General features: G+C 33.5%; 20 protein-coding genes. 14 read left to right on the top strand and 6 right to left on the bottom strand.

Annotated elements, in window-relative coordinates:
• Positions 1 to 11: 11 nt before the first annotated feature.
• Positions 12 to 1478 carry a selenocysteine-specific translation elongation factor gene (selB, locus tag NEF87_RS13760; protein ID WP_457916252.1) on the bottom strand — a complete coding sequence of 489 codons (1467 nt, stop codon included), beginning with the start codon at positions 1476 to 1478 and terminating at the stop codon, positions 12 to 14.
• Positions 1479 to 1586: 108 nt separating this feature from the next.
• Between selB and NEF87_RS13765 the strand changes: the two genes are divergently transcribed.
• Positions 1587 to 2549 (top strand): hypothetical protein, encoded by a 963-nt coding sequence (locus NEF87_RS13765; protein ID WP_457916253.1) that lies wholly within the window; start codon positions 1587 to 1589, stop codon positions 2547 to 2549.
• A gap of 249 nt (positions 2550 to 2798) precedes the next feature.
• Here the strand turns inward: NEF87_RS13765 and NEF87_RS13770 are convergent, their stop codons facing one another.
• On the bottom strand, positions 2799 to 3125 hold the full coding sequence (locus tag NEF87_RS13770) for a hypothetical protein (RefSeq protein ID WP_371802001.1): 327 nt from the start codon (positions 3123 to 3125) through the stop codon (positions 2799 to 2801).
• Between the two features lie 53 nt (positions 3126 to 3178).
• Here NEF87_RS13770 and NEF87_RS13775 point away from each other — a divergent pair, with 53 nt between their 5' ends.
• Positions 3179 to 3892 carry an NUDIX hydrolase gene (locus NEF87_RS13775; RefSeq protein WP_457916254.1) on the top strand — a complete coding sequence of 238 codons (714 nt, stop codon included), beginning with the start codon at positions 3179 to 3181 and terminating at the stop codon, positions 3890 to 3892.
• Here NEF87_RS13775 and NEF87_RS13780 read toward each other — a convergent pair.
• On the bottom strand, positions 3866 to 5158 hold the full coding sequence (locus NEF87_RS13780) for an MBL fold metallo-hydrolase (RefSeq protein ID WP_371802003.1): 1293 nt from the start codon (positions 5156 to 5158) through the stop codon (positions 3866 to 3868). The two genes, NEF87_RS13775 and NEF87_RS13780, sit on opposite strands and share 27 nt — an antisense overlap.
• A 162-nt stretch (positions 5159 to 5320) precedes the next feature.
• On the opposite strand from NEF87_RS13780, the gene mtnP reads away from it, so the two are divergent.
• From mtnP to NEF87_RS13830, 10 genes are all read left to right on the top strand, one after another.
• Positions 5321 to 6184, top strand: a complete 864-nt coding sequence (mtnP, locus tag NEF87_RS13785; protein ID WP_457916255.1) for an S-methyl-5'-thioadenosine phosphorylase — start codon at positions 5321 to 5323, stop codon at positions 6182 to 6184.
• A 40-nt stretch (positions 6185 to 6224) separates the two neighbouring features.
• Positions 6225 to 6761, top strand: coding sequence for an adenine phosphoribosyltransferase (locus NEF87_RS13790; RefSeq protein WP_457916256.1), 537 nt, complete (start codon positions 6225 to 6227; stop codon positions 6759 to 6761).
• Positions 6762 to 6801: 40 nt separating this feature from the next.
• Entirely contained in the window at positions 6802 to 7383 is a 582-nt protein-coding gene (locus tag NEF87_RS13795; protein ID WP_457916257.1) for a 2TM domain-containing protein, read from the top strand.
• A 61-nt stretch (positions 7384 to 7444) separates the two neighbouring features.
• Complete coding sequence (locus NEF87_RS13800; protein WP_457916258.1) at positions 7445 to 8026, top strand: carbonic anhydrase; 582 nt, start codon at positions 7445 to 7447, stop codon at positions 8024 to 8026.
• Between the two features lie 297 nt (positions 8027 to 8323).
• Positions 8324 to 9502: a substrate-binding domain-containing protein gene (locus NEF87_RS13805; protein ID WP_457916259.1), complete on the top strand. Its 1179-nt coding sequence runs from the start codon at positions 8324 to 8326 to the stop codon at positions 9500 to 9502.
• A 5-nt stretch (positions 9503 to 9507) separates the two neighbouring features.
• Positions 9508 to 11181: an ABC transporter permease gene (locus NEF87_RS13810; protein ID WP_457916260.1), complete on the top strand. Its 1674-nt coding sequence runs from the start codon at positions 9508 to 9510 to the stop codon at positions 11179 to 11181.
• 21 nt (positions 11182 to 11202) lie between these two features.
• Entirely contained in the window at positions 11203 to 12342 is a 1140-nt protein-coding gene (locus NEF87_RS13815; RefSeq protein ID WP_457916261.1) for an ABC transporter ATP-binding protein, read from the top strand.
• A 15-nt stretch (positions 12343 to 12357) separates the two neighbouring features.
• Positions 12358 to 13599: an ABC transporter ATP-binding protein gene (locus NEF87_RS13820; RefSeq protein WP_457916262.1), complete on the top strand. Its 1242-nt coding sequence runs from the start codon at positions 12358 to 12360 to the stop codon at positions 13597 to 13599.
• 113 nt (positions 13600 to 13712) lie between these two features.
• Positions 13713 to 14342, top strand: a complete 630-nt coding sequence (locus tag NEF87_RS13825; protein WP_457916263.1) for a DUF47 domain-containing protein — start codon at positions 13713 to 13715, stop codon at positions 14340 to 14342.
• 17 nt (positions 14343 to 14359) lie between these two features.
• Entirely contained in the window at positions 14360 to 15289 is a 930-nt protein-coding gene (locus NEF87_RS13830) for a hypothetical protein (protein ID WP_457916264.1), read from the top strand.
• Positions 15290 to 15553: 264 nt separating this feature from the next.
• On the opposite strand, the gene NEF87_RS13835 is transcribed toward NEF87_RS13830, so the two are convergent.
• On the bottom strand, positions 15554 to 18622 hold the full coding sequence (locus NEF87_RS13835; protein ID WP_457916265.1) for a DEAD/DEAH box helicase: 3069 nt from the start codon (positions 18620 to 18622) through the stop codon (positions 15554 to 15556).
• A 118-nt stretch (positions 18623 to 18740) separates the two neighbouring features.
• Positions 18741 to 19583: a hypothetical protein gene (locus NEF87_RS13840; protein WP_457916266.1), complete on the bottom strand. Its 843-nt coding sequence runs from the start codon at positions 19581 to 19583 to the stop codon at positions 18741 to 18743.
• Between the two features lie 657 nt (positions 19584 to 20240).
• On the opposite strand from NEF87_RS13840, the gene NEF87_RS13845 reads away from it, so the two are divergent.
• Together NEF87_RS13845 and NEF87_RS13850 are read left to right on the top strand one after the other, a co-directional pair.
• Complete coding sequence (locus NEF87_RS13845; protein WP_457916267.1) at positions 20241 to 21110, top strand: hypothetical protein; 870 nt, start codon at positions 20241 to 20243, stop codon at positions 21108 to 21110.
• Between the two features lie 95 nt (positions 21111 to 21205).
• The gene (locus tag NEF87_RS13850) at positions 21206 to 22279 is read left to right on the top strand and encodes a hypothetical protein (protein ID WP_457916268.1); all 1074 of its coding nucleotides are present in this window, start codon (positions 21206 to 21208) and stop codon (positions 22277 to 22279) included.
• 40 nt (positions 22280 to 22319) lie between these two features.
• Here NEF87_RS13850 and NEF87_RS13855 read toward each other — a convergent pair whose 3' ends face one another.
• The gene (locus tag NEF87_RS13855; RefSeq protein WP_457916269.1) at positions 22320 to 23195 is read right to left on the bottom strand and encodes a hypothetical protein; all 876 of its coding nucleotides are present in this window, start codon (positions 23193 to 23195) and stop codon (positions 22320 to 22322) included.
• Positions 23196 to 23782 lie beyond the last annotated feature (587 nt).

Here is a 23782-nt window from a genome sequence, read left to right on the forward strand (position 1 = left end):
AAAAACTCTTATTATTGAGGAATTATTTTTTCGTAGGATTTTGAATAATCCAGTTTGATATCTTTAAATAATTGTAATTCTACTTCATTTTGACCGGATGAAAGCAAATTTAGTTGAGTTTTATTTACTCTAACTTCAACATTACCTTTTTGACCAAATGAAGAGACAATTTTATCATATGGAGGTTCAGCATTCAAATTGAGAATGCTTTGAGCACCTTTCAAAGATGCAGCTAATCCTTCAACGATTACTGTATTTGGAGAGTAATTTAGTTTAGTTACAATTCCATGCTTCATTTTAATCTTATTCAATAGAGGGGGATTAAAATGCACTTTTTTGATTTTTGCTGATCCCATAATTCTCAGAGCTTTAGGTGATAAATCTAATCTACTCAGAAGAAAAACATCAGAGTCTCGAATATATTCTTCAGTAGCCAACCATAAAATGGCACGATACTTCTTTTTTGATCGCGGAGGGTGGAAAGCCACGGGATAGCGTTGTCCTGATTTTTGAAGTGTATAAAAAGGAAAAATTCGAGCATTCAATGCCATCATGCCATGATTTACATTTATGGATTGACCAAATTTGCACCCCAATTGAAATAATGCTAATTCTTCAACTTGAATCTCAAAAATTTGAGCTTTCTTATATTTATCACCTTCATTTGTAGCAAAACATCCTCGATATATTCGATTTGAATCAATTTGAGTAACAGCAATTCCACATCGATCTCCCGCAACAACAAATTGGGCATTTTCTTTCCATTTTTGAATGGATTTGATGCGTGTAGATATTTTTGGAGGTAAAATTAGTAATTCATCACCAATCTTAACTTGACCACTAATTGCAGTTCCAGTTAAAATGGTTCCGAATCCTTTTTTGTTAAAATGATGATCAAATAGAAAATGCAGAGGAGTTTCCGAAACACGCTTAATTTTCATGCTTTTAATTGTTGTTAATAAATAATCTTTAACTACACCAAATCCCCTATTTTGTTTGGCCGAAACATTAAATGTCTTATATTGTGTTTTATATCGAGTTGCTTGCATAATTTGCTTCATTTGACCTTCCAAGATAGAAATCTGCTCAGGATTAACCATTTCAATTTTATTAAATAGAACGACAACTTCCTTAATTTCGAGAATATCCAAAATTAATAAATGTTCACCAGTTTGAACTTGAGGTCCTTGAACTGCATCCACGACAAGAATTGCAAGATCAATGATATTTGCACAACTAACTACACTACGAATTAAATCTGCATGACCTGGAGCATCCACCAAAGTAATCATATACTCATCAAGAGGAAAAAAAGTGAAACCCAAATCAATGGTGATTCCGCGTTTTTTAGATTGAGGATGTTTATCCAAACCCGCGGTTGAGACAACTTCACTTAAGCATCTGGCGATCGCAGTTTTTCCGGCATCTATATGTCCTAGAAGACCGATGTGTATAGGAGTGTACTCATTTCTTGTCATACAAAAAACCCAAGTTTACTAATCATTGGCTCCTAAAAATATTTTAAATCAATTCCCCTAATTAAGCATATAGCAATTTAGTATCGAAAAAAAAAACAGTGAAATCTAATGGCAAAATTTAAAGAAGTCCAATGTAACTTTTGTGGTCGAATGATAAGAGATTCGGACAAATTCTGCATTTTTTGTGGATCAAAAGTAGGTCAGACACCCCAAAAACCATCAATATCAAAAGAAGAGAGAGACGAAATTGATAAGGAGCTAGGAACTGGAATGATCCAAGGATTGGACAAGAATGATGGAGACTCTAATCATGAAAATGCACCCTTCTTAGTTACTGAAGGTTCTCAAGATCAATTGGATGATAGAATTCTTTCAGCGGATGAAATTGATGAGAAAAAGAAGACAAAGAAAAAAGATAAGGAGGAAGTTAGTTCTACGGTTGATCTTCCTGAAGAAATTCGAGATCAGCTCAAAACAAAAATGAAACTTGCAATTGTCGAAAATAAGAAAAAATTGCTTAAGAAAAAGTTAAAAAATCTCACCGATGGATTGGATTCAGAGCGTTATGAATATGATATCGAATATGCTCAAGGTATGAATGCAAAATTAAATGCATTTAAAAGTGTAAAAGAAGAGTTAAAACAAGAAGAAGATGATTTACGTGATGAATTAGGACCATCTGGCCAATTTAGAGTTGATGAATTGGATTCAGAGATGGATGTGTTAAGAGGACAATTGGTTGAGTTAAAAAGATCATTCAAACATCACAAAATTAAACGTGATATTTATGAACAATTGAAAATGGAATATTCTACCGCCTTTAGAAAATATGAAGATGAAGTCCAAGGGTTGCGAGTTAATATTATTCGATGGCTCTCCCAAGAAAAAACAGAAAAAAACAAACTAGAAGGCCGTATCAGATTACTCCAGGCACGATTTAAAACCCATGAAATTGATCAGGACGATTTTGATTCACAAAAATCCGATTTATCCAAGGAAATTGAACAAATCACTCAGAAAATTAAGATTCTTGAACTTTATTCTAGACCCAAAAGATCAAAATGGTTTTAACAAAAAAATTGAAATCAAGGGATCGTCACGAAATTTTTTAAAATTTTTTTTGCTTATCAAACTTGTTATGCGCAAAGTAATGATCTCAATTATAGCTTTATTGGCAGTTTTGACCCTTGTTGCTGTAGGTTTAAATTTAAATCAACATGAATCGATCTCATCTTTCTTTTCACAAATGTCTTATTCATCATAATCGAACTATTTGAGATTTAAGGATTTTTAAAAACTGTATAAAAAAAGATTTTTTATTTATTCTAAGAAATTATGTGATTTTTCTCGTTTGGGTGCACTTTTATTTCCGAAATCTCGAAACTTCGTGTATTTTTCATCTTTATTTTTCAATTTCTTATATTCTTTATAATGTTTTTTACACAAAGCTGCACGTTTTGACTTTTTTTTATCAATGTCTAAGGTCCATTTTAGTTTTGTCATATAACCATCTAGATTAGATGCTGCTAAATGATGGGACCCTTCTAGTGAACATCCACTAACTGAACACGAATCGTTAGTTTTTTTTATTCCCATGTCTCTCGATTGAGTAATTTTTTTTCGATGTTTAGGATTCGAACTTGGCATTTATAATCAATTACAATAAATCAAATAAGGTAAAATATTTTTTGTTGCTATATATGAAAGAAAGAAAAAATGTTCTAAATAAAAAAGTAATTATTAAAAAAATAACTCAGAATTTGAAAATTGATCCCCCTGATGAATTTGAAAGTCCTTATCTTAAAAAATCCGCCATTCTAATTTTATTGGTTGAGAAAGATTCTCAGCTTAAGATAATCATGACTTCACGATCATCCAAATTAAACAATCATACGGGTGAAATGAGTTTTCCAGGTGGAAAATTTGATGTTTATCTTGATTACGACTTGAAGCATACTGCAATACGTGAAACTGTCGAGGAAATTGGAATAGAAAAAAATAAAATTTCTATTTTGGGAAGGTTAAACGATCTACCTACAATAACAGGATATTTAATAAGACCCTTTATTGGAATATTGGACTGGAATGATTCAGATAATTTCGCGATTAATCATCAAGAAGTGGCCCATTTGGTAGAAATTCCATTAAACTATCTGTTAAGAAAAAACTTATTCACTGAAACTCCAATGAAAATTTTTGAAGGGACAACAATTCCATTATTAAGCTTCGATTTTAAAGATCCTAATATTAACAAAATATTCCATATTTGGGGTGCTTCAGCTCACATACTTGCAGAATTCTTAAAAAAAATTTTTGAAATTGATAATATTAGCAATAAGTATAAACGCCCAAACATTTCTGAAATAAATGACTATTTTAAAAAAAAATTAAAGGGTAAAAACTTGCCCCATTAATGGAGTCTCAGTAGTGTAACCTAACTCTTGAATTTCTTTGGCAAAAGCCAATAGAACCTCGGATTCTCCATGAACACAAAATACTTTTTTCTCACCAGTAAATTTCAACTGATTTAAATAGGCTATCAAATCTGATTTTCCAGAATGAGAACTAAAATCAAAATGATTCACTTTGGCTTGCACATCTATTGCATCTTCGGGTGAATTTTTGATAAATTTACCATGATCTAATAGATATCTTCCAGGAGTATCTTCAGCTTGATATGATACAAGATTGAAAGAATTTTTTGGATCCTCGATAATATTTTCCGCATAATAACGGGCAGTTCCACCTTTTAACATTCCGGAAGGAGCTACAATCACACCAGGAGAAGTTGCTGCTTTTTTCCTTTCAAAATCTCTTCTTCGTTGATTAATCATATGAGATGCTCGAATAGCTTGATCTAAAGCAGTTCCATCACGGAACATTTTTTGATGACGCTGATAAATCGTGGCGATTTTTCTTGCCATTCCATCAACAGTGACATGGAATGAAGAAGAACCATCTCTATTTAACACCATTAACATTTCTTGAGATCTAGATACCCCAAAAGCTGGAACAAGAGCAATACCTTTAATTTCCATCACCCGATGAATTTCTTCCATAAATTTATCTTCAATTTCAGCTCTGGAAGAATGATCCGTAGTTCCATAAGTCGTTTCAGTAATAATTGCATCAAGAGGTGGAATTTCTTCGGGATTCGCTGGATTCAATAATTGAGTTTTTATTGTGTTAATATCTCCAGTATACAAGATTTTCTTTCCATCCATCTCTATCAAAATCAAAGCACTTCCAGGAATATGACCAGCATTAAAAAGAGTGATAAATGACTTCTTCCCAACTCGACGACGTTTTCCATAATCCAAATAATTTACATATTTGCGCATTTTATACAATTCATTTCTTCCGAAAGGAAGATAATCTTGACTGATTTTAAACATATCTTGCAAGAGAATTTCCGATACTTGATAAGTTAGCTCGGTGCAAAATAGAGGAACTGAGCCAGAAATATAAAATAGTGGAATACCACCACAATGATCTATGTGAGAATGCGTTAATACAATTGCAGACAAATCTTTTCCACTTACATGTTCGGGGAAAAGTTGAGTATAATCAGTTTTGGTCCCATAATCACAGAGAATAGAATCGCCGGTTTCTTCAGATTCAATTAAGACACCACTCCGCCCGACTTCTTGACAAGCCCCTAAAAATCTTATTTTTACCATTTATTGTTCGACCAGATTTATATATACAATAAATCAATCTCACAAAATTTAAGATTTTTTTGAATTATTGAAGTATACAAAATTTTTTTTGGGAACAAAAGTAAAAATAAAACGTTGTTGAAATAAATTCAAACATTTAGCTTTAGTGGGAAAGAATGAAATATGACATATGAGAAAAAAGATGTAGAAATTGGAATAATTGGAGGTACTGGCGCAGATATAGCCTTAGAAAATGTTGAATCATATAAAATATATACACCTTATGGAGCACCTTCAGATGAGGTAAAGATCGGAACATTTAATGGAAAAAAAGTGGCATTTTTAGAACGACATGGTCCAGGGCATTCACAGCCACCTCATGCATTAAACTATCGAGCAAATATATGGGCTATGAAAGAAATTGGAGTAAAAAGGATCTTTTCACCATGTGCTGTTGGCGGATTAACTCCTAAGACGGGTAAAGGAGTATTTGTAATTGTTGATCAATATATCGACCGCACGAAGGGGCGAAAAGAAACATTTTATGATGGAGGGCAAGTGTGTCACTTGGCTCAAGCTGATCCTTTCTGCCCTGAAATGAATAAGGTCTTCTATGAAACTGGAAAAGAATTAGGATTGAACATTATTAAAGGTGGAACTTATGTTTGTATCAATGGACCACGCTTTTCAACACGTGCTGAATCTCGTATGTATGCAAATTGGGGGGGAGATGTGATAGGAATGACCGTTTATCCTGAAATTGTGCTTGCCGGTGAATTGAATATGTGCTATAGCTCTATTGCCACGGTCACGGATCTGGACGCTTGGGCGTGTGAATGTAAGAAATGTGGAATCGTGATGTATGGAGAAAAATGCCCTTCTTGTGGAGGAAAAATTATACCTTTGTCAGTGTCTGTTGAAGAAATACTGGAAACTATGGCAAAAAATACTGATAACTTAAGAAAATTATTAGAAACCGCTATTCCTAAAATCCCATCTGATCAGGAATGTCCATGCCCACACGCTCGTGATGGTGCAGTTATGTAAAATGATCTTTTTTTTTATGAACTCAGAAGTGAAAAATAAAATGGTAGACCTATTAAAACTTATAAGAAATGTGCCAGATTTTCCAATCCCTGGAATACAATTTAAAGATATTACAACTTTAGTCCATGATAAAGAGGGTTTCAAAGAATCTTGTGATAAACTTGCAGAAATATATAAAAATCGGGGAATCACAAAAGTAGTTGGAATCGAAGCCCGAGGTTATATATTTGGATCCGTCGTGGCATACTTGATTGGAGCGGGATTTGTATTAATTCGCAAACCGGGCAAATTACCAGCAGAGACGTATGAAATGGAATATTCTTTAGAATACGGCACGAATAAAATTGAAATTCATAAAGATTCTATAGCAAAAGGAGAAAAGGTACTCATCGTGGACGATCTTTTAGCTACAGGTGGAACTGCTATCGCTTCAGCACGCTTAATTGAAAAAGCAGGGGGGATTGTTGAAGAAATGGCCTTTGTTATTGAATTATCTGGATCTCTTAAAGGTCGAGAAGCGATTACTAAAGCAGGGTATAAATTCTCAAGTTTGCTTGAAATTCCTGTCGATGAATAATTGTAATTATAAATTCTTAAAATGAATCGGAGAGAAAACAATGAGCAAAGATGAAAAAAAACCATCAAGTATAAGTGATTCTGAAGAAATTTTCTTAAGAAAATTAGCACGAAGGACAGTATTACGACGAACTGGTATTCAAATACATGGAACAGCATATGTTTTCGTCAATGTAATTCTACTGATAATAAATTATTTGACACCCCCAACATATTTATGGAGTTTATGGGCAATTGTAGGTTGGGGCGCAGGATTAGCATTTCACGGCTTTGCATATTTCAATCCTAAAGGTAGTGGAATGTCATGGCATGCATTTTCATTTGTAGTTGTTAATTGTTTGCTCTTTTTCATCTTCGTTTTCACTAAAGCTACGACTTACCCATGGTTTCTATGGCCTTTCGGAGCATGGTCGGTTGGATTATTGAGTCACTTTATTGTATGGAAAGTACGAAAACCACGAGATGGAGAAGATCCTTCTAAATCTTGGATCGAACGGAAAATCGATAAAGAACTAAGAAAAGTATCACACACGGATGAAATTCATGGTCGAAAGTGTTCAAAATGTGGAACTGAAGATTTAGAAGGAGCGTCTTTTTGTGCTCGTTGCGGAAATCAACTTTAAGTTTCATATATCATCCTTTTTTTTGCTTAAATTTTAAAGATCTATCATATTTTATTAAAGTATGTTTGAAAATATTGAGCATGTAGCAGATACGATTACTGAAAAAGAGCTTAAAAACCTTCTTCTACACAGAAATCGACAGTGGATATATAAAAAAGATGGATCTTCTTCGGTGAATGGTTCACTAAAAACTGTGGTACTCTCTTGTATAGATTCGCGAGTTCCAGTGGAAAAAATATTTCAGGCTAAGCCAGGAGAATTATTGGTTTTAAAAAATGCAGGAAATTTGATGACTGATGACATGTTTCGATCCGCCCTTGTTGCTTCGGTTGAATTAGGTGCAAAATTTTTCATTGTATTGGGCCATACTCGATGTGGAATGGCCATTAAAAATAATCCTGCAAAAATCGATCACATAGCAACCAAAATAAGTCAAGAGTCGCTTAACAAACTCGCTTCGCGGTCAAAAAAGGATGTAATAGAGTGGTTTGGATTCTTCAACCAAAATGAATGGAATGAAAATGCAACAACTCAAGCCGAAAAACTTCAAAAGCTGCTAGACGAAACAGTTTCAAAAGATTTACAGCCCACAATTCTAAAAGCTATTTATGATTTGGACTCTGGAGAAGTAACTTTCATATAGAATTGAAACTTGTTTTGGTTTTTTTTTTCTAAATTTTAAAACTCTTTTGATAAGTATAACAGCTTTACCTTATGGCAGTACTTGTGACGATTAATCATGCAGATGGTTATATTGGATTTACTATAATTGAATTGTTGTATTATTGTAAATTATTGAAGAAGTGAATGAAATGAATGAAAAAACCAGAAATAAAGTAATAATCACCACCATTTTTGTGTTGAGTTTTGCAGTTGGGTTGCTTTTTGCATTCGCTAACGGCCACATCCGATCAATAACTGGTTAAGGAAGTTTTAAGAAATGACTCAAAAAAAAGGTTCTAAAAACTATTTAAAACAAAAAATCAGTGCTACCATTTTTTTAGCATGGATTTTATTCGGATTTTTTAGTGGATCCGCTCTTGGATACTTAATATTTCAAAATTCTGATGATGATGTAATAAAACTTTCAATGGTTTATTCCAGCGAAAAATCAACTTGGATTTCGGAAACTGCAATACTTTTTCAAGAATTTTGGGAAGAAAAACGCGTGCAGGACAGTTCTTTAAAGAAAATTTCTTTGGATTTTCAGCCATATGGCTCGGGTGATTCATTAATTGCTTTATTGAATGGAGAAACAAAACCCACGATCTGGTCCCCTGCATCTAACATATGGGTTCCATTACTGAACACCAAATGGAGCCAATATACATTAACTGATGATTTAATAGTACCAAATTTCACCCGTTTAATATATTCTCCTGTTGTAATTGCGACATGGGAAGATTTTTATGCAGAGCATTCATTTAATGGCCTAAATGATTTACACGATTTGATTGTGGATAACCCCGGTCTTATAAACATGGCTCATACTGATCCTCGATCATCAAATAGTGGTTTTATGGCAACCACCATGATGGTTAGTAGCTTTTTAAATATGGATCCTGAGCTAATGTCTGTTAATAACTTAACTCAAGAACCTTTACAAACTTGGATGTCAGAATTAGAGAGCGCCGCCATTTTTTATGGAAAATCTACAGGATTTTTAGGGAAATATATGCGAGATCAAGGGCCTGAAGCTCTTCAGGTTGCAATTCTTTATGAAAATCTTGTTCAAGATTATGGTCAGGAAGCCGAAGAACGATATGGACAAAAAATTGTAGCGGTTTATCCTGAAGAAGGGGCTTTATTTAGCGATCATCCTTTTTGCATTCTGAATGCTGAATGGGTCTCGGAAGATCAAAGAATGGTTGCAGAAGAATATCTAAAGTTCATTAGTCAAAAAGAAATAATCACGAAAGCAATTGCCACTGGATTTCGTCCAATTAACACTGAATTTTTGAATGATCCAATCGTTCAAGAAGTATATAGCCAGTCTTTTAATGCAAACCATGGGGTAACCGCAGATCCAAGTATTATTATTGAATTACAACCCCCTGCTGATGGAACCGTAATTGGAAGAATTCCAGATTTATGGCTTTTAACTCGGAATTCAGTGTGATTATTATGGGAGAAAGAGAAAAAATGGAGAAAATTTTAATTAAACCAGAAAAATCTAATTCCTTATTATTGAAAACAGAAACAGAACTTTCGAAAAAGAAGTATAAAATTTTGTTAGAAGTTCTGGTTATCGGCTTTTTTATGATGATCATTGCGGCCCCCATCATCAATATCATCAGCAATGTCATTGATAATATTGGTGAGATTCGGATCCGTTTATTTACCGACGAGTTACTCGGAGATTCTCAATGGCAAATGATGAAATCAGCACTATGGGAATCGTTTTCAATAGCTTTTATCGCAGTCGGAATTGATCTTATAATAGGTTTCCCCATAGCAGTAATATTAACCAGAGGAGAATTCAAAGGGAAAAAAATAGTTGATTTTCTCGTCGATTTACCAATGGCGGTTCCGACCTCAGCTCTTGGATTCTCAGTGATGCTTTTTTGGACTATTTTTAATATCTTACCCGGAAGGACCCTAATTATTTTTGTTCATGTTGCCTTTACATATCCCTATATTGTTCGTAATCTAAAAATTGCAATTGAAAAAGTAAATCCTCTATTAGAAAAGGCAGCCATGACATTATCGGCTTCAAAATTAACCGTGCTGCGTACAATTTCGTTTCCGCTCATTCGAGAAGGGCTTATTGCTGGCTCGATTCTTGCATTTACCCGTTCTTTAGGTGAAACGGGAGCGACCATGATTTGTGCAGGATTAGTTGAAACAGCCCCTATTTTGGTGGTAGGATTACGCAAGCAATTGCAATTACCAACGGCATCCTTTTTATCTTTAGTACTTATTATAATTTCGTTGAGTTTGCTCTTAATTGTGAAATTGATTGCTCGTCGAGATACCACTACCAGAAAATTCTGGCAAATTCATTTTGATTGGGAAAAATATCTTTCCAAACCGGTTTTTTCACGAGGGGTCAAAATATTAGCAGTTATTCTCATGATCATATTTGTATTAGTCCCTTCCTTCTATATCGTGTCCCAAATCAATCTAGCTAAAGTTCACGAAGAGTTATTTGATGTAGATAATAAATGGGCCTATCTTTGGGAATCGGTGGTAAATTCATTTCAAGTTGGATTTATAGTCATTGCGATTGATGTAGTCTTTGCAATTGCTTTTGCTTTCATTTTAACGCGCGAAAAATGGGGAAAAGCGAATGAAATCCTTGATGCAATTTTAGATATTCCATTAACCATACCAAGTGCAGCCTTAGGATTTGCAGTATTTATGTTTTGGGGTCCCGCAGGTATTAATATCGCAGAACCGGGACTTGGAATGATAATCTTTACACATCTTACATTTACTTTCCCTTATGTTGTTCGACCAATTGCGGCTCAGATTAAAAATGTAGATGTAGGACACGAAGAAGCCAGTGCAACTCTTGGAGCGGCCCCTTTGACAACTTTTAGAAGAATAACATTTCCAGCCATTAAAAATGGAGTTATTGCGGGTATGATTGCGGCCTTTACCCGTTCTCTTGGTGAAACAGGTGCCACCCTCATTGTAATGGGAGCTGATCGGACAGTACCGGTCTTGATTGTTGATTGGGTTGAAGAGAATGCGTTTATTTCAGCCGCTTTCGCAAGTGTATTGGTAATCATTATCAGTGCCTTCTTACTTGCTCTCGTTCGGATGTTCACTCCCACCATAAAACAACGATTATAATTAAAATAAAAATGATATAACATGCCAGATATAGTATTAGAAAAAGTCAGAAAAACCTTTGATCACGGGAAAGTAGTAGCCGTATCGGATGTGGATTTAGTGATTCATGAAGGGGATTTTGTATTCTTATTGGGTCCTAGCGGTTGTGGTAAAACAACCTTACTCCGGACGATATCAGGACTAATTCAACCTACCATTGGAAATGTCCTAATAGATGGACAAGATGTAACCTTAGCCCCTCCTCAAACGCGAGGAATTGCATTTGTTTTTCAAAATTTCAACATTTTCCCCATTTCAGTCTTTGATAATTGTACTTATGCTTTAAATGTTCAAGGTTTTTCTAGAGAGTATATTATTCAACAAGGAGAAAAAGCATTACGTGTAGTTGGTTTAGAAGAACGTGGTGATGAAATCCCCATTGGATGGGGAAATGGAGATTTACAAAGATTAGGCATTGCTCGGGCAATTTGTAGCGGCGCAAAAATTTTAATTATGGATGAGCCATTGGGATCGTTAGATCCCAAAATAGGGGCAGAATTTCGCTGGGAACTTCGAAATATTATTAAAGATCAACACTTAACTGCGATTCAAGTTACACACAATCAAGAAGAAGCCATGGCTATAGGTGATAATATTATTATTATGCGTGATGGTAAACTATTACAACAGGATACCCCCGAACGTCTGTATAAATTTCCATCATCGATCTTTGTTGGCAACTTTTTGGGTGGACTTAATATTTTGGAAGGATATGTATCCCATATAGAGGGGAATAACTACTCAGTGAAAGTTCGATTAGGGGGTCCAAAATACATAGTATTTTCAAAAAACACGCAATTTCGATTGGATGAAAATGTGGTAATAGCAAGCCGTCCTGAAGATATTTACCTTTTTTCAGAAGACTATGACTATAAGGCATCCCAAGCCAATTGGGAGGGTATTTTTCTGGCGGATGCTGTCATAATAGAAAAATACTTGACTGGAAAGGAACGCCGATTTATCGTAGAATTAGATAATAGCGACACTTTGGATGTTGCTAAACCAGAAGTATTCAAATATGATTTTGAAATCGGTGATGAAGTTAAAGTTGGAATTTTTGGTGAAGATCTTCGTATTTTCAAGTATCCTAAAAATCTCCAAAAAGAAATGGATTTACAATAGGCTGATGAGAAAATCATGGTAAAAATACGACTCGAAAATTTAAATTTCAAGAAGGATGGTGTCCAGATCCTTTCTAATGTAAATCTTACAATTGAAGATAAAGAATATGCAATTTTAGTTGGTCCCACAGGCGCAGGAAAAACGAGTTTGATTGGGCTTATCAGTGGTCTTTATACTCCAACATCGGGAAAGATTTATTTTGATGAAAAAGATGTGACTAAATTACCATCGAGTGAACGTCATTGCGGAGTAATGTTTGAATCATACGCGTTATTTCCTCATCTTCATATTTTGGATAATGTGAGCTATGCTCGCCATATGCACGAATCGAATCACCAAGAGACTTATTCAATTTCCCAGGCAGTGTTGAACTTGGTTAGGTTATCAGACCGCGATTTTGCTTTGCCGAAGGAATGTTCGGGAGGTATGCAACAGAGAGTGGCACTAGCTCGAGCTATAATGGCATTGGAAGAAGGAGGAGTACTCATTTTGGATGAACCCTTCAAAGCTTTGGACGCGGGACTTCGTCTAAACCTTCGAAGAGAAGTAAAATCTATTGCAAAAAGCACTCAACTCAATCTTACCACGATCCATGTCACCAACGACATGCAAGAAGCGATGTTAGCAGATAAAATTATAGTTCTTGATCACGGTAAGATTCGCCAAATTGGGGCTCCAATGGAAATTATGTATTCTCCCATTGACCTCTTCGTTACCAATTTCTTTAGCACGGAATTAAATCACTTCTCAGGTAAAATTATCCAGAAAGAACCTGTACTTGAAAAAGGTTTTAAAAATGTTTCTCTGGAGAAGATCATTATCCAATCCGAAGAGGGGTATTTTCTCTATGCTAAAACAGAAAAAAATTTCGAGGTGGGAGATGAAGTCACTTTTCTTATCCGATCTCAATATTTCAAATCGCGCCATAAAAGGCGAGATGACAAAGCGAATAAAATTGTCGGTAAAGTCAAACGAGCCAAATTTATGGGTGCTTGGCTTCGATTGGAGATCGAAGCAAAATTTAAATATGAAAATTTCCCAGAATATGAAAAATCTTCTTCCCAAGCAGTTGTTTCAGCCAAAATAAAACTTGAAGCACCCAAGAAATTGATCAAAGTTGAAGTACCCACAACTCGGGTCGCCATACATAATTTTAAGGTAAATGAAACAGTCACGATTTACTTCCCAAGCGAGTATGTGATAGTATTCCCCCGAATTGCTTCGACCATTCTTGACTCCACACTCCGAATAAATTAACCCAAGATGTCAACTTTTTTAAAATTTAATTATATTATAAAATAAACTACCAGGTGATATGAATTTCACTCAAAAATTTCCTACAAGACCGAAATAATGCAAATACTTTAGAAATGGCTATTGCCCATATGCAAAAAACCCTTGAAACCGTGGTTGAATTTGAACGTGGATTTACCATTTATGTCGAAGAAAAAAACCCGACACTTGCCTTAGAGATTTTTCAACGAGTAGACCAATTAGAAAATGAAGCAGACACTTTGCGTCGGGATATTTTAATGCATATTGCACAAAGTGAACTTTCTCCTCAAATGCGAGAGGATTTATCTCATTTAGTAAAACGTATTGATCGAATTGCAAATACAACGGATGGAGCGGCACGAAGAATATCTGGAATAAATCATGAACACTTTGCAGCTCTTGGAGATAATATATTAGCTAAGATGGTTGAAATCATCCGCTTATCGGTTGAAGCCACAAAAATTCTGTTCAATCTAATTAAGAAAATGGATGATATGTTGAATCGCGAAACCTTTCGTGTGTGCGAAAAAATTCAACACATCGAACATAAATGCGATCAGTTGCATTCCACTATCTATGAAATGTTAAATAAACTTGAACTCGCGCCATTCAATCACTTTGTAGCGATTCAAATTTCCAATTTCGTCGATATGATCGAAACAATTTCCGACAAAGTAGAAGATGTCTCCGATTATATTGAAGTTTTAAAAACAGCTAAACGGTAACAAAGGTTAGTTCATCAATGGTCAAGCGCAGCAACAAGATTTTTTCTTTTTTCCTTATATTCATTTTTGTTCTATCAACAACAGGTTTGGGTTATTATTACTTCATCTATGAAGCGGAACCAAATACAATATCGAAGCCTAAGCAATATTTTGGATTGGGTGGATGGAGCTATGAGTTTGATGAAAATACGTCGCAAGAAATCATTAGTTCCTGCTTGGCGAAGAATTGGACATTTCTACTAATATCTATCAATACTCATGAATTAAACCAATCTCACTCCCAATATTCCTCGCAATCAGAAACTAAAGCGCTTGATCTTATTAAACAAGCTCATGAGGAAAATATTTCCATTCATATCATGACTTTAGAAGACCCGGTCTTTTGTGAACGCGCTTTTCATGATAATGCCCTTCAACGTATTAGTGAAATTTTGGCCTTCAACACAAAATATCCGCGCACGCCCTTTGATGGGATCCATCTTGATGTGGAACCCCATGGTCATCCAAACTGGAATAGTACCGCGTCTTGGACTGAAAAAAATTTAATTTTTGAGCACTGGTTGGAATTACTTTCAAAAATTCGAGTTTTACTAGATGATTATAAAGCGGATTATGAATGTGTGCCAGTATTGTCTGCTGCTGTCGCCTATTGGTACAATGAACGAACTATAAATAATTCCCTTGAACGAGGAGACCCCACAACATTGCACTCTTACTTAGACGTTATTATCCCAATGGTCTACGGAGGAATTGGAAAGACTGCTGAAGATATTTATGCCAAGATTGAGGATGAACTTCCTTATTCACCCATGGTCATTGGTATTGGGTATGAGGAATTTTCTTCGCACTCCGCTATGTTGGAGACCATTGCAGCATTTTCGTTGAAATGCGAAAATTCCACGAATTTTATAGGAATTTCAATCTATCACGCATCTTTGATTGAATAGTCGTTAAAATGAAATTATCAGATGAAAATGCCTCCTTAATAGATTTAATTCCCTAAAACCGTCAATAAAACCATCTGTAAAATATGCAGTCAAAATAAATGAAAGAGACCATTTCCGACAAGGCTGAAGATGTCTCAGATAATGGTGAAGATTTTTAAACTGCTATAAGGTAATAACAGAGAATAATAAGAATGCAACAAAAAACTGAATCTGATCTAGTGAATCCTTATTATCAAAGCTCATCTAATGTATTCATATTTTTCATTATTTTTTTCCATTCAAAATTTTCCAGAGATTTTTATAATCTTCTCCTTTCATTTTACTTTTTTTCTTGGGATCTATCCACTTAGAAGATTCTAGATCACTTAACCAATTTACTACCTCGTATGAATTAACATCATATATTTTTTTATTGCTCTTACAATATATTTTACCTATTCTATTTGCAATAGTTCGCGGTACATTATTAATTCTCATCAGTATTCCTTCGTCAGTATTCACACCATAGTATATCATTGCTGGTAAATTGCTAAGTTTTCTTTGCTCATCGATAGACATCAACTGCCTATCTTTATCATTATAGGTTAACTTTTGAATTGAGGATAAACCCCAAGTTGATAAATTAATAATCTTACTATATATTACAGAAATACATTTTGTTATTGAATTTATATCTATACCACTGAAATGTAAATTAGAAATCTCATCAATTTTTTTACCACCTACCCAATCATTTATTATACTTGCAATATATGAGCCTTGTCGAAACTCATCAGCTTTTATAGAGTTCAAATCTTGACTAATTTCAGGAATTTTATCAATCATTATACCAACCATATCTGCTAAAACTCCACTCTCACTTGAAAAAATATGACTACTTGTCCAGTCTATCTCCTTTAGGTTTTTATCTTTTACTGATTTTAATGTCTTCTTAATTGTTTCTGGACAAAAACCTGTTAAATCCGATAATTTTGCTATTCCTTTGTTTTTATCTAATTTCATTACATATTTTTCAACTGCTTCTAATAATACTTCTTTTTTCTCTTCCTCAAGTTGTCTATATCCATACGTAGAATTTAAAGTAATTTCAAGATTTGAAAGAAAATTGCTTAAAGAATCAGCTTGATTATACATATGGGAAATATATTGAGCAAATGTTGACCATTCCGGAAGGTAAGTAAAATCTTGTAATTCTTTGTTTTCGCCTAAAGCAATGAATTCATTTACCATTTTTACCAAAATGGATATTATTGCTTTGATGGATTCATGAATAAATTTTGATGCTTTAATTTTCTCCTTATCATTTGTTACTATTATACCGACTGTACCTATAATACTTTGATATATTCGACCAACTCTACCAGTTAAATTCATGAAATCTGACGCAGGCATTGTTTTATATGGGTAAGAATAAGATGCCATGATTATGGATGAAACAGGAAAATTTATTCCTGCTACTATTGTCGTGGTTGATATGAGTATACTCAAATCATTATTTTTCATTAACCATTCCATTAAATATCTTATTTCATCTGGAAGACCAGCATGATGAATCCCAATCCCTTTTTCAAGAAGTTTTATTAATGGAAATTTTTCACTTATCTCATCACTTATATAGTTCATTACAAGAGATGTGTTCGCGGAATTTTTTTTCTTTTTAGGTAAAACTTGATAAAGCTCTTCAGCAAGCTTCCATGTACTATCTTTAGTTTTTACCGTAATTATAATATTCTCATTGTTTTTCTTCTTCTCTATGACTTTCTGAGCGATATATGAACTCAAAATATATTTTGTATTTTTATATTTTGAAAAAGGGTATTTTGAATGAGTTTCTTCACTTAATTTTATTTTACTCTTTATTTTTATCTTTTTATCGCTAGTTATTTTTGGTTCAAAATAGCTACTTACATTACGTTTTGATCCTTCAATACTATATAAACCAATTATACTCTGATTTGGTTGCCAATCCATTTGAATTTTTATTGAACGAGGGTTTTGTGGATCAAGCCATTCGGCAATCTGATGATTATTTGGGATAAAAGGTGTTAGAAGTAGAAATCTATTTTTTGGGCAATCCCTCATTATCACAGATAAGAGTAACTCCAAGTTCAGCCCCCTTGTTTCATCTCCAATATTATGAGCTTCATCGATAATAGTTAATACAAGATTTCTCTGTAGATTTTTCTCAATATCCTGTCTTACCAACAAACTAAATTTTTCTGGGGTTGTCACTAAAATATCAAAGAAATTTCTTTGATTGATTAAATTATCTTCAAAAGAATCAATTTCCAAAGCCCCACTCATCTTTTCAACCTTTATTGAGAGTGGTTCAATACTTAAATCTCGTCTTAAATCATTTGTTACTTGATTAACGAGAGTTCTTGTAGGTACAATATATGCAATCCAGCCCTTTTCTTCCGCAAATTGATTTAAAGCTTGGAGAATTCTAAACTTCGCAATTAAAGTTTTTCCACTCGAAGTTGGCAGATTAACAACAATTGCTTTGCTAACTGGGTTTAATAGTCCTTGTTCTAATAATGCAATTCTCTGAGGATACATGAATTCATAAATTGGTTTAGAGGATTCTGGATTTGTTAGGATATTCGCATATTTTGAAAAACGTGAATTAATTCTATTTGCTGTATACCAAATTGAATTGAAAATCATTTTTTTATATGTTAAATGGATTAACCTTTGAAGATAATTAAGATCTTGAAGTTGTCCTTTTTCACTATGAATTAGAGAATTTTTTTTATGAAACTCTAGTGTTTCGATAATATTTGGAGGTTTACCATGTGTCAAATATAAGGAAATTAATTCCGTTGATTTAGCAAGATGATATAGTGATGCTAGCTCATGCGCAGATTGGAATTTTTGATTTTCTGGCTTGTTATCAAGATAATTTCTTTCAAACTCGTGTTGATTTTTTCTGAGTTCAACTATCATATCAATTGATTTGCTTAAATCTTCCCATGTGTTTTTTTTAATTAAATAAAAAAAAGAATGAAAAATAGTATAAAATAATTTTTTATCCCATTTCTCCTCTTCATCTAAGTTAAAAATAATTTTTGATTCATTTTTTGTTAGGTATCTTTGAATATCTTCCCATTTTTCCCCTAAATATGCGTATGAGGCAAGTTTAATAATAAATTTAATCTTTCTTAATGGTTTTTCTGGTATTGGCAATGTTTCCATTAATTTAAATTGATCAAAACATAATTTGGAGAATTTCTCTTTTTCAACATTTCTCTCATCTTTAGTTTCAAAAGCAAAATTCCAATTTTCTATAATGGCAAATTCATTTATAAAGATTAAGTTCTCAATTGATTTCAATTCTGATATGGAAAGTTGTTTTTGTTCATTAAAATTATTGTAAATTTGCTTTTCTTTAATTATCTGGAACATTTTTATTTCTTCAGACTCATTTTTCAAATTTAAAATTTTAAAATTTTCAGCTTCCATCTGGATTTTCTCCATCATCCATTATTATTTGTTCTAGGCTTTTAATACTAAAAGGCAAGTAACAACCAATTAATTCAAGAACCATTTTTTTTTTTATAATGCTATTTAATTTTTTAAATCGTTTTTCCAAATCCATTTTATTTGGATTGACATCTCTTATTAAAATTCCGACTATTTTATATCCACATTTGTCTGTTTCTAAGAAATATTTTAAAGCTCGAAAATAATTTTTTTTTAACTCATTATTAATGTTCAAATTAGTTGTTTTTATCGCTATGGTTCTAATTAAGTTATTTACAACTTCTTTTTCCTCTATCAAATCTGTAAGCTGACCTTCCAATCCAGATTTTCCATAAACTACATTAGGAGGATATTTATCTGAAGAAGATGTTTTAACTTCACCAAATAGAAACATAATAGATGATTTACCATGATTATGAAAGCCTACAATATCTGCACCTTGAATATTTGCATTTATATTCCTTGCATCATCTATATTGTCATAATAGAACTTGGCATTTCTTTCCTCTTCTAAAAAGCATTTTGCCAATGTTTCACCAATTTTCCAGTCTTTAGGTTTAAGATTGCTTGTAAATATATCGGAAAGATTATTAACAGAAAAACCTGTTGAATCTAGCCCAAATTCAATCCAATTTTCTTCATGATCTTGTATAATTTCATTAGTACTTTCCACCGAAAAATATTTTTCTTTTACGGTTGTTTTAACATAATCTAAAATATCATTCTCTTCAAATTCTACTCCAAAATATAATGAATCATTATTCTTTTCTTGATATACAATCTTATAATTATTTAATCCATTAGTTACCATAATAATTCCACATTTTTCTGCCTTTTCTAATAAATAATCTTAGAGTTATCTTTAATTAAAAGAACTTTTTCGTTTTTAGTAAAAAGATATTTATCTAAACTTTGAGTCAATTTAATATATATTCATATCTTGATACTTATAAACATACATGTAAGTATGAGAATTCAACTTTTTTCTTGAAATACTGTATAATCATTTTTTATTCGGATGATTATCGATTGATTTAAGGATTCTATCTTATGAATTGTAATTGATCTGAAATTCCTGTTTTATTTTTAAAATTTGATACTAACTTAATTTAAATTTTCTATAAGATGGTAAGGCTCAATTTTGGTTTATTTTAATAAATGAAAAAAAAATAAGATTTATAGTTTCCTAAATGCTCAATTTAAGAGTTTTAGCGAAGAAAAAACCTATTTGGAACAATTTAAAAAAATATTAGCAATTTCAAATAAGATCTCTCAAACACAAATAGCAGATATGATGAATATATCTGAAAAACAATTGTTGTCTCTGCTAATGAACTGGAGTGATACCATTTCGTTCAAAAGTAAGTGAAAGAAAATTTTTTCAATATATTTTGAAAGGAAGGATGGCAAGATGAATTTCAACTCTCACTTCGAAAATTATTTATAGGTATTCATTAGATACTCTCCCATGAAACCCATTAAAAAAATATGGGGAATTGCATTTCTCGTACTGGGGATTGCTTCTGGAATCCCATTGGGAGAGTGCGAGGTAACCGAAGTTCCTTTGATTGCTGACACATTTATTTCCATATCTAGCTCCTCTGGAACGGATGTTATTGCCAACTATGGCCTTTCCGAATATTTATACATAGGAGATGGATTTAACGGAGTGAGTATCACTGCCTTACGCTTTGGTTTTTCAGGCATTAGCACCCAAGATTTGAAGTTCTCTTTTTCTGCGAAGTGCACTGTTTATGGGGATCATACTCGGAAAGTGAAGGTGTTTCAAATCCAAGATGTGTCTTGGGATGAAATTAATGTTACAGGAATCGAGAACCCTTGGGATCTTGTGGATTTATGGACAGCTAATGAAACTCAAGCAAATTTGACCTCACTTGTGGTGGGGGGAAGTACGGATTCTTTAGAATTTAATTTCACCACTGCTTTTCGCGGGGAATTAACTTTGATCCTCTGCACAGATCCATTAGATACGAGCTGGATCACATTGAATGCTAAGGAGAATGAATATTCTTGGATGTCCCCTGCAAGCATCACCTATGAAGCATCGGCATCTACATCAACAACTTCAAGTAGTTCCCCAAATGGTTCTTCAGATGATGATTTCTCCTGGAGTGTTTTATTAGTCCCTGCTGTGATTATAGGAGGGGTGGTTCTGATTGTAAAGCTAGGAAAGAAAAAAACTGTTTCTGCCCCGAAGGCGCGCAATTTTCCCTCAAGCCCAACAGCTGCAACCTATTCAAGTAAGACGTGTATCCATTGCGGGAAATTTCTCGAAGGGACCAGTAGATTTTGTAAATATTGCGGGAAAGAATCTTAAACCCCTTTTTTATCAAAAGAAAAACTTAATCAATTTGCCCAAAAATATCAAAACAAGTACTCAGATAAAAATGCAAATTTAGAGAGTGATAACCTATGAACATCTTCGAACAATATATTCAGTTTTATACCATGCATCAAACTTGTGAACCCTTGGGATTGAACATTTGTCGCCAGTTCAGTAAATTCAGACCAGAAACCATATATCCGTTTCTAGAAGACAGTATCAAATTGTTCATCCAAATGACTCGAGATTCTAAAGAAAATTTGGTCCGATTCCGCAAATTATACAACACGTTTACTAAAAAAAATAAAATTAATGATTTAATCTATAATAATGACTTATTACGGGCGATCTCCGAAGACATCAAATATCACCACACTCAAGTGGGCAAGATTCTTAACGCAGATATTGATTTATCCAAAGAAATGAAATATGTCGGTGTTTCAGATGATGAAATATCGATCAAAGTTAAAAAAATGCAATCCTTAGTAGAAAAAACCATACAAATGGGGAAACAAGGAGATCAAATCCCTGCAGAACAGAATAAAAAATTCAAGGAATTAGTTTTCGAGGCCCGAGAAGATCCCCTTCATATTGAGAGAGATGTGGATCAGGTTATGCAAGACATTAAGAATCGCTATGAAAGTTTTCGGTATATTATTGGTTTTTATTTGGCTGTGTTTGATACCATCGATTCCAAATTCAAAAAAAATATTAATAAATGCTATTTCAACCCCAAACTTTCGGGATTTAGTAATATGTATCGGTATCCTGATAAATACAAATATAGTAAGTATAATCCGAGACGTGAATTACCGTGTTTAAGAACATATTTAAGAAATCCGCATAATCCCTATCCAAATATTGAACAAATTTTCAATTGGGTGTATCACAAGCAAAAAGTCAAGATGTTTCGTTTAACTGAAGCCCATAATATGCGAGATGTCAAGCAAGATCGATTGGATGAAAAGTTGTATGCAATCTATACTGGAAAAACTTTCAAGTATATTCATTTTGAGGAGATCTATACCATTCAAAATGATCTGAGCGTGCTTTCTCAACTCATAAATTGGAATATCTTGATGGTGGGGTTGAAAATGAATTTGAGAGCGTTACATAAAGCTATTTTTGGGGTTGATGTTTTGAAGAAAGAAAAAAAGGACTAAATTCTCTTTGCTATAGTTCATCGGAACCACAATCAATAGTTTATTTGATATTCTTAATGAACGATGAAGAGAAGTCTAAGATTATTCCTATGAGTGCTCCGATAATAAAAACGATGACTTCCAACCAGATTTTCTCCCATAATGATCGTATTTTTCCTGAGGGATTCACCTTTCGATGAGGCGGGAATTGATCAAAAAAAGGATCTCGGGAATATTTTTTTGGTAAATCATAATCATGGAGAACTTGATTTCCGAGTGTTTTATCCATGTCAAAACTAAACACACGAGACCGTCTACGGATTCCATGGGCCCCAATATAGATATCCTTCCATTTATCATCTGGTTGCTTCTCTTCTTTACCCTCTGGTTCAATTTGAACCTGAAGTAAATGCGCAGTTTTTGATATCAGGAACCCTATTTGCTTGAGGTAACCGGAGGGAATTTTAATATATGGCGCCCATTTACGATTATTAACATATGGATTTATATCAGCGGCATCGAATCGTGCTTGAATAGTTTTTGGGAGATAGTTGGCTATAAAGAGATCATGCCCAAATTTTTGCTTCAACCTCCACTCTTTCTTCTTTTTTCGTGGAAACTTTGAAACCATATTCCCTTTTACTTTGGTGCTATCAGCATTAGTGTCAATCAATAAAATACGTTTATCAGGCGAATCTGTTGGAAAAAGTGTTTGATCCGATTTGTCGTCCAATTTTATTTGGATATTTGATTTCATATCTTGAATTTCAAACTCAGAAAACGATTTAGATTCCTCTTCTGTAATTTGCAGTTTTGATGATTGGGGTATAGTAAATTTTAGTTGGTTATTTTTATCACAAATCTTTAAATCCCACTTTGAAAAATTGAAGATCCAAAAATGAGAGGCATTCGTTTTATTTTCGTTTTTTCTTAACATCAGAAAGTCTCCTTGCAGTATAAATTTGGATATTTAGTTATTTTTGAGATATAGTATTTAAACTTTTATTATTAGGGAGATAAGAAAAGAACTCGGGAGAGGGACCAATATCATTTCTGGCTATAATTTAATAGACAAGACACAATGCAAAATGAAATCATGATAGGTTTTAAGGGGTATTACCCCCGTAACATCTGTATTTGCCCTTCATGAGGGCAAACCATATAGACATAAACTTTAACCAGCGATATGAGTAAATTTATCATTATACTAAAATTAACATGAGAATTATTCCTATATCTTCATACTCTCTCTAATAATATTTTATCAAAAACTCCGAATTTTTTACTGCTGAATATATCCAATATCATTTTCATTAATTTCTTTATTATACTTGTATTTGGAGTGAACATACCATGATAGTCCCGTTTGAGCGAGATCCCAAAAAAAAATCTCGCATTAGGCGATACTAAGGCCCAGTATCCCTCATCTGGCCAATTGGCATATATTTTAGCTTCAGTATCAGCATCATTTTTTTTTCCAAATATTCATTATTCACCTAGAAGAATAGGGCTGTTTACACTTTA

Source organism: Candidatus Lokiarchaeum ossiferum (genome assembly GCA_025839675.1).
Lineage (GTDB): Archaea > Asgardarchaeota > Lokiarchaeia > Sigyniarchaeales > Promethearchaeaceae > Lokiarchaeum > Lokiarchaeum ossiferum.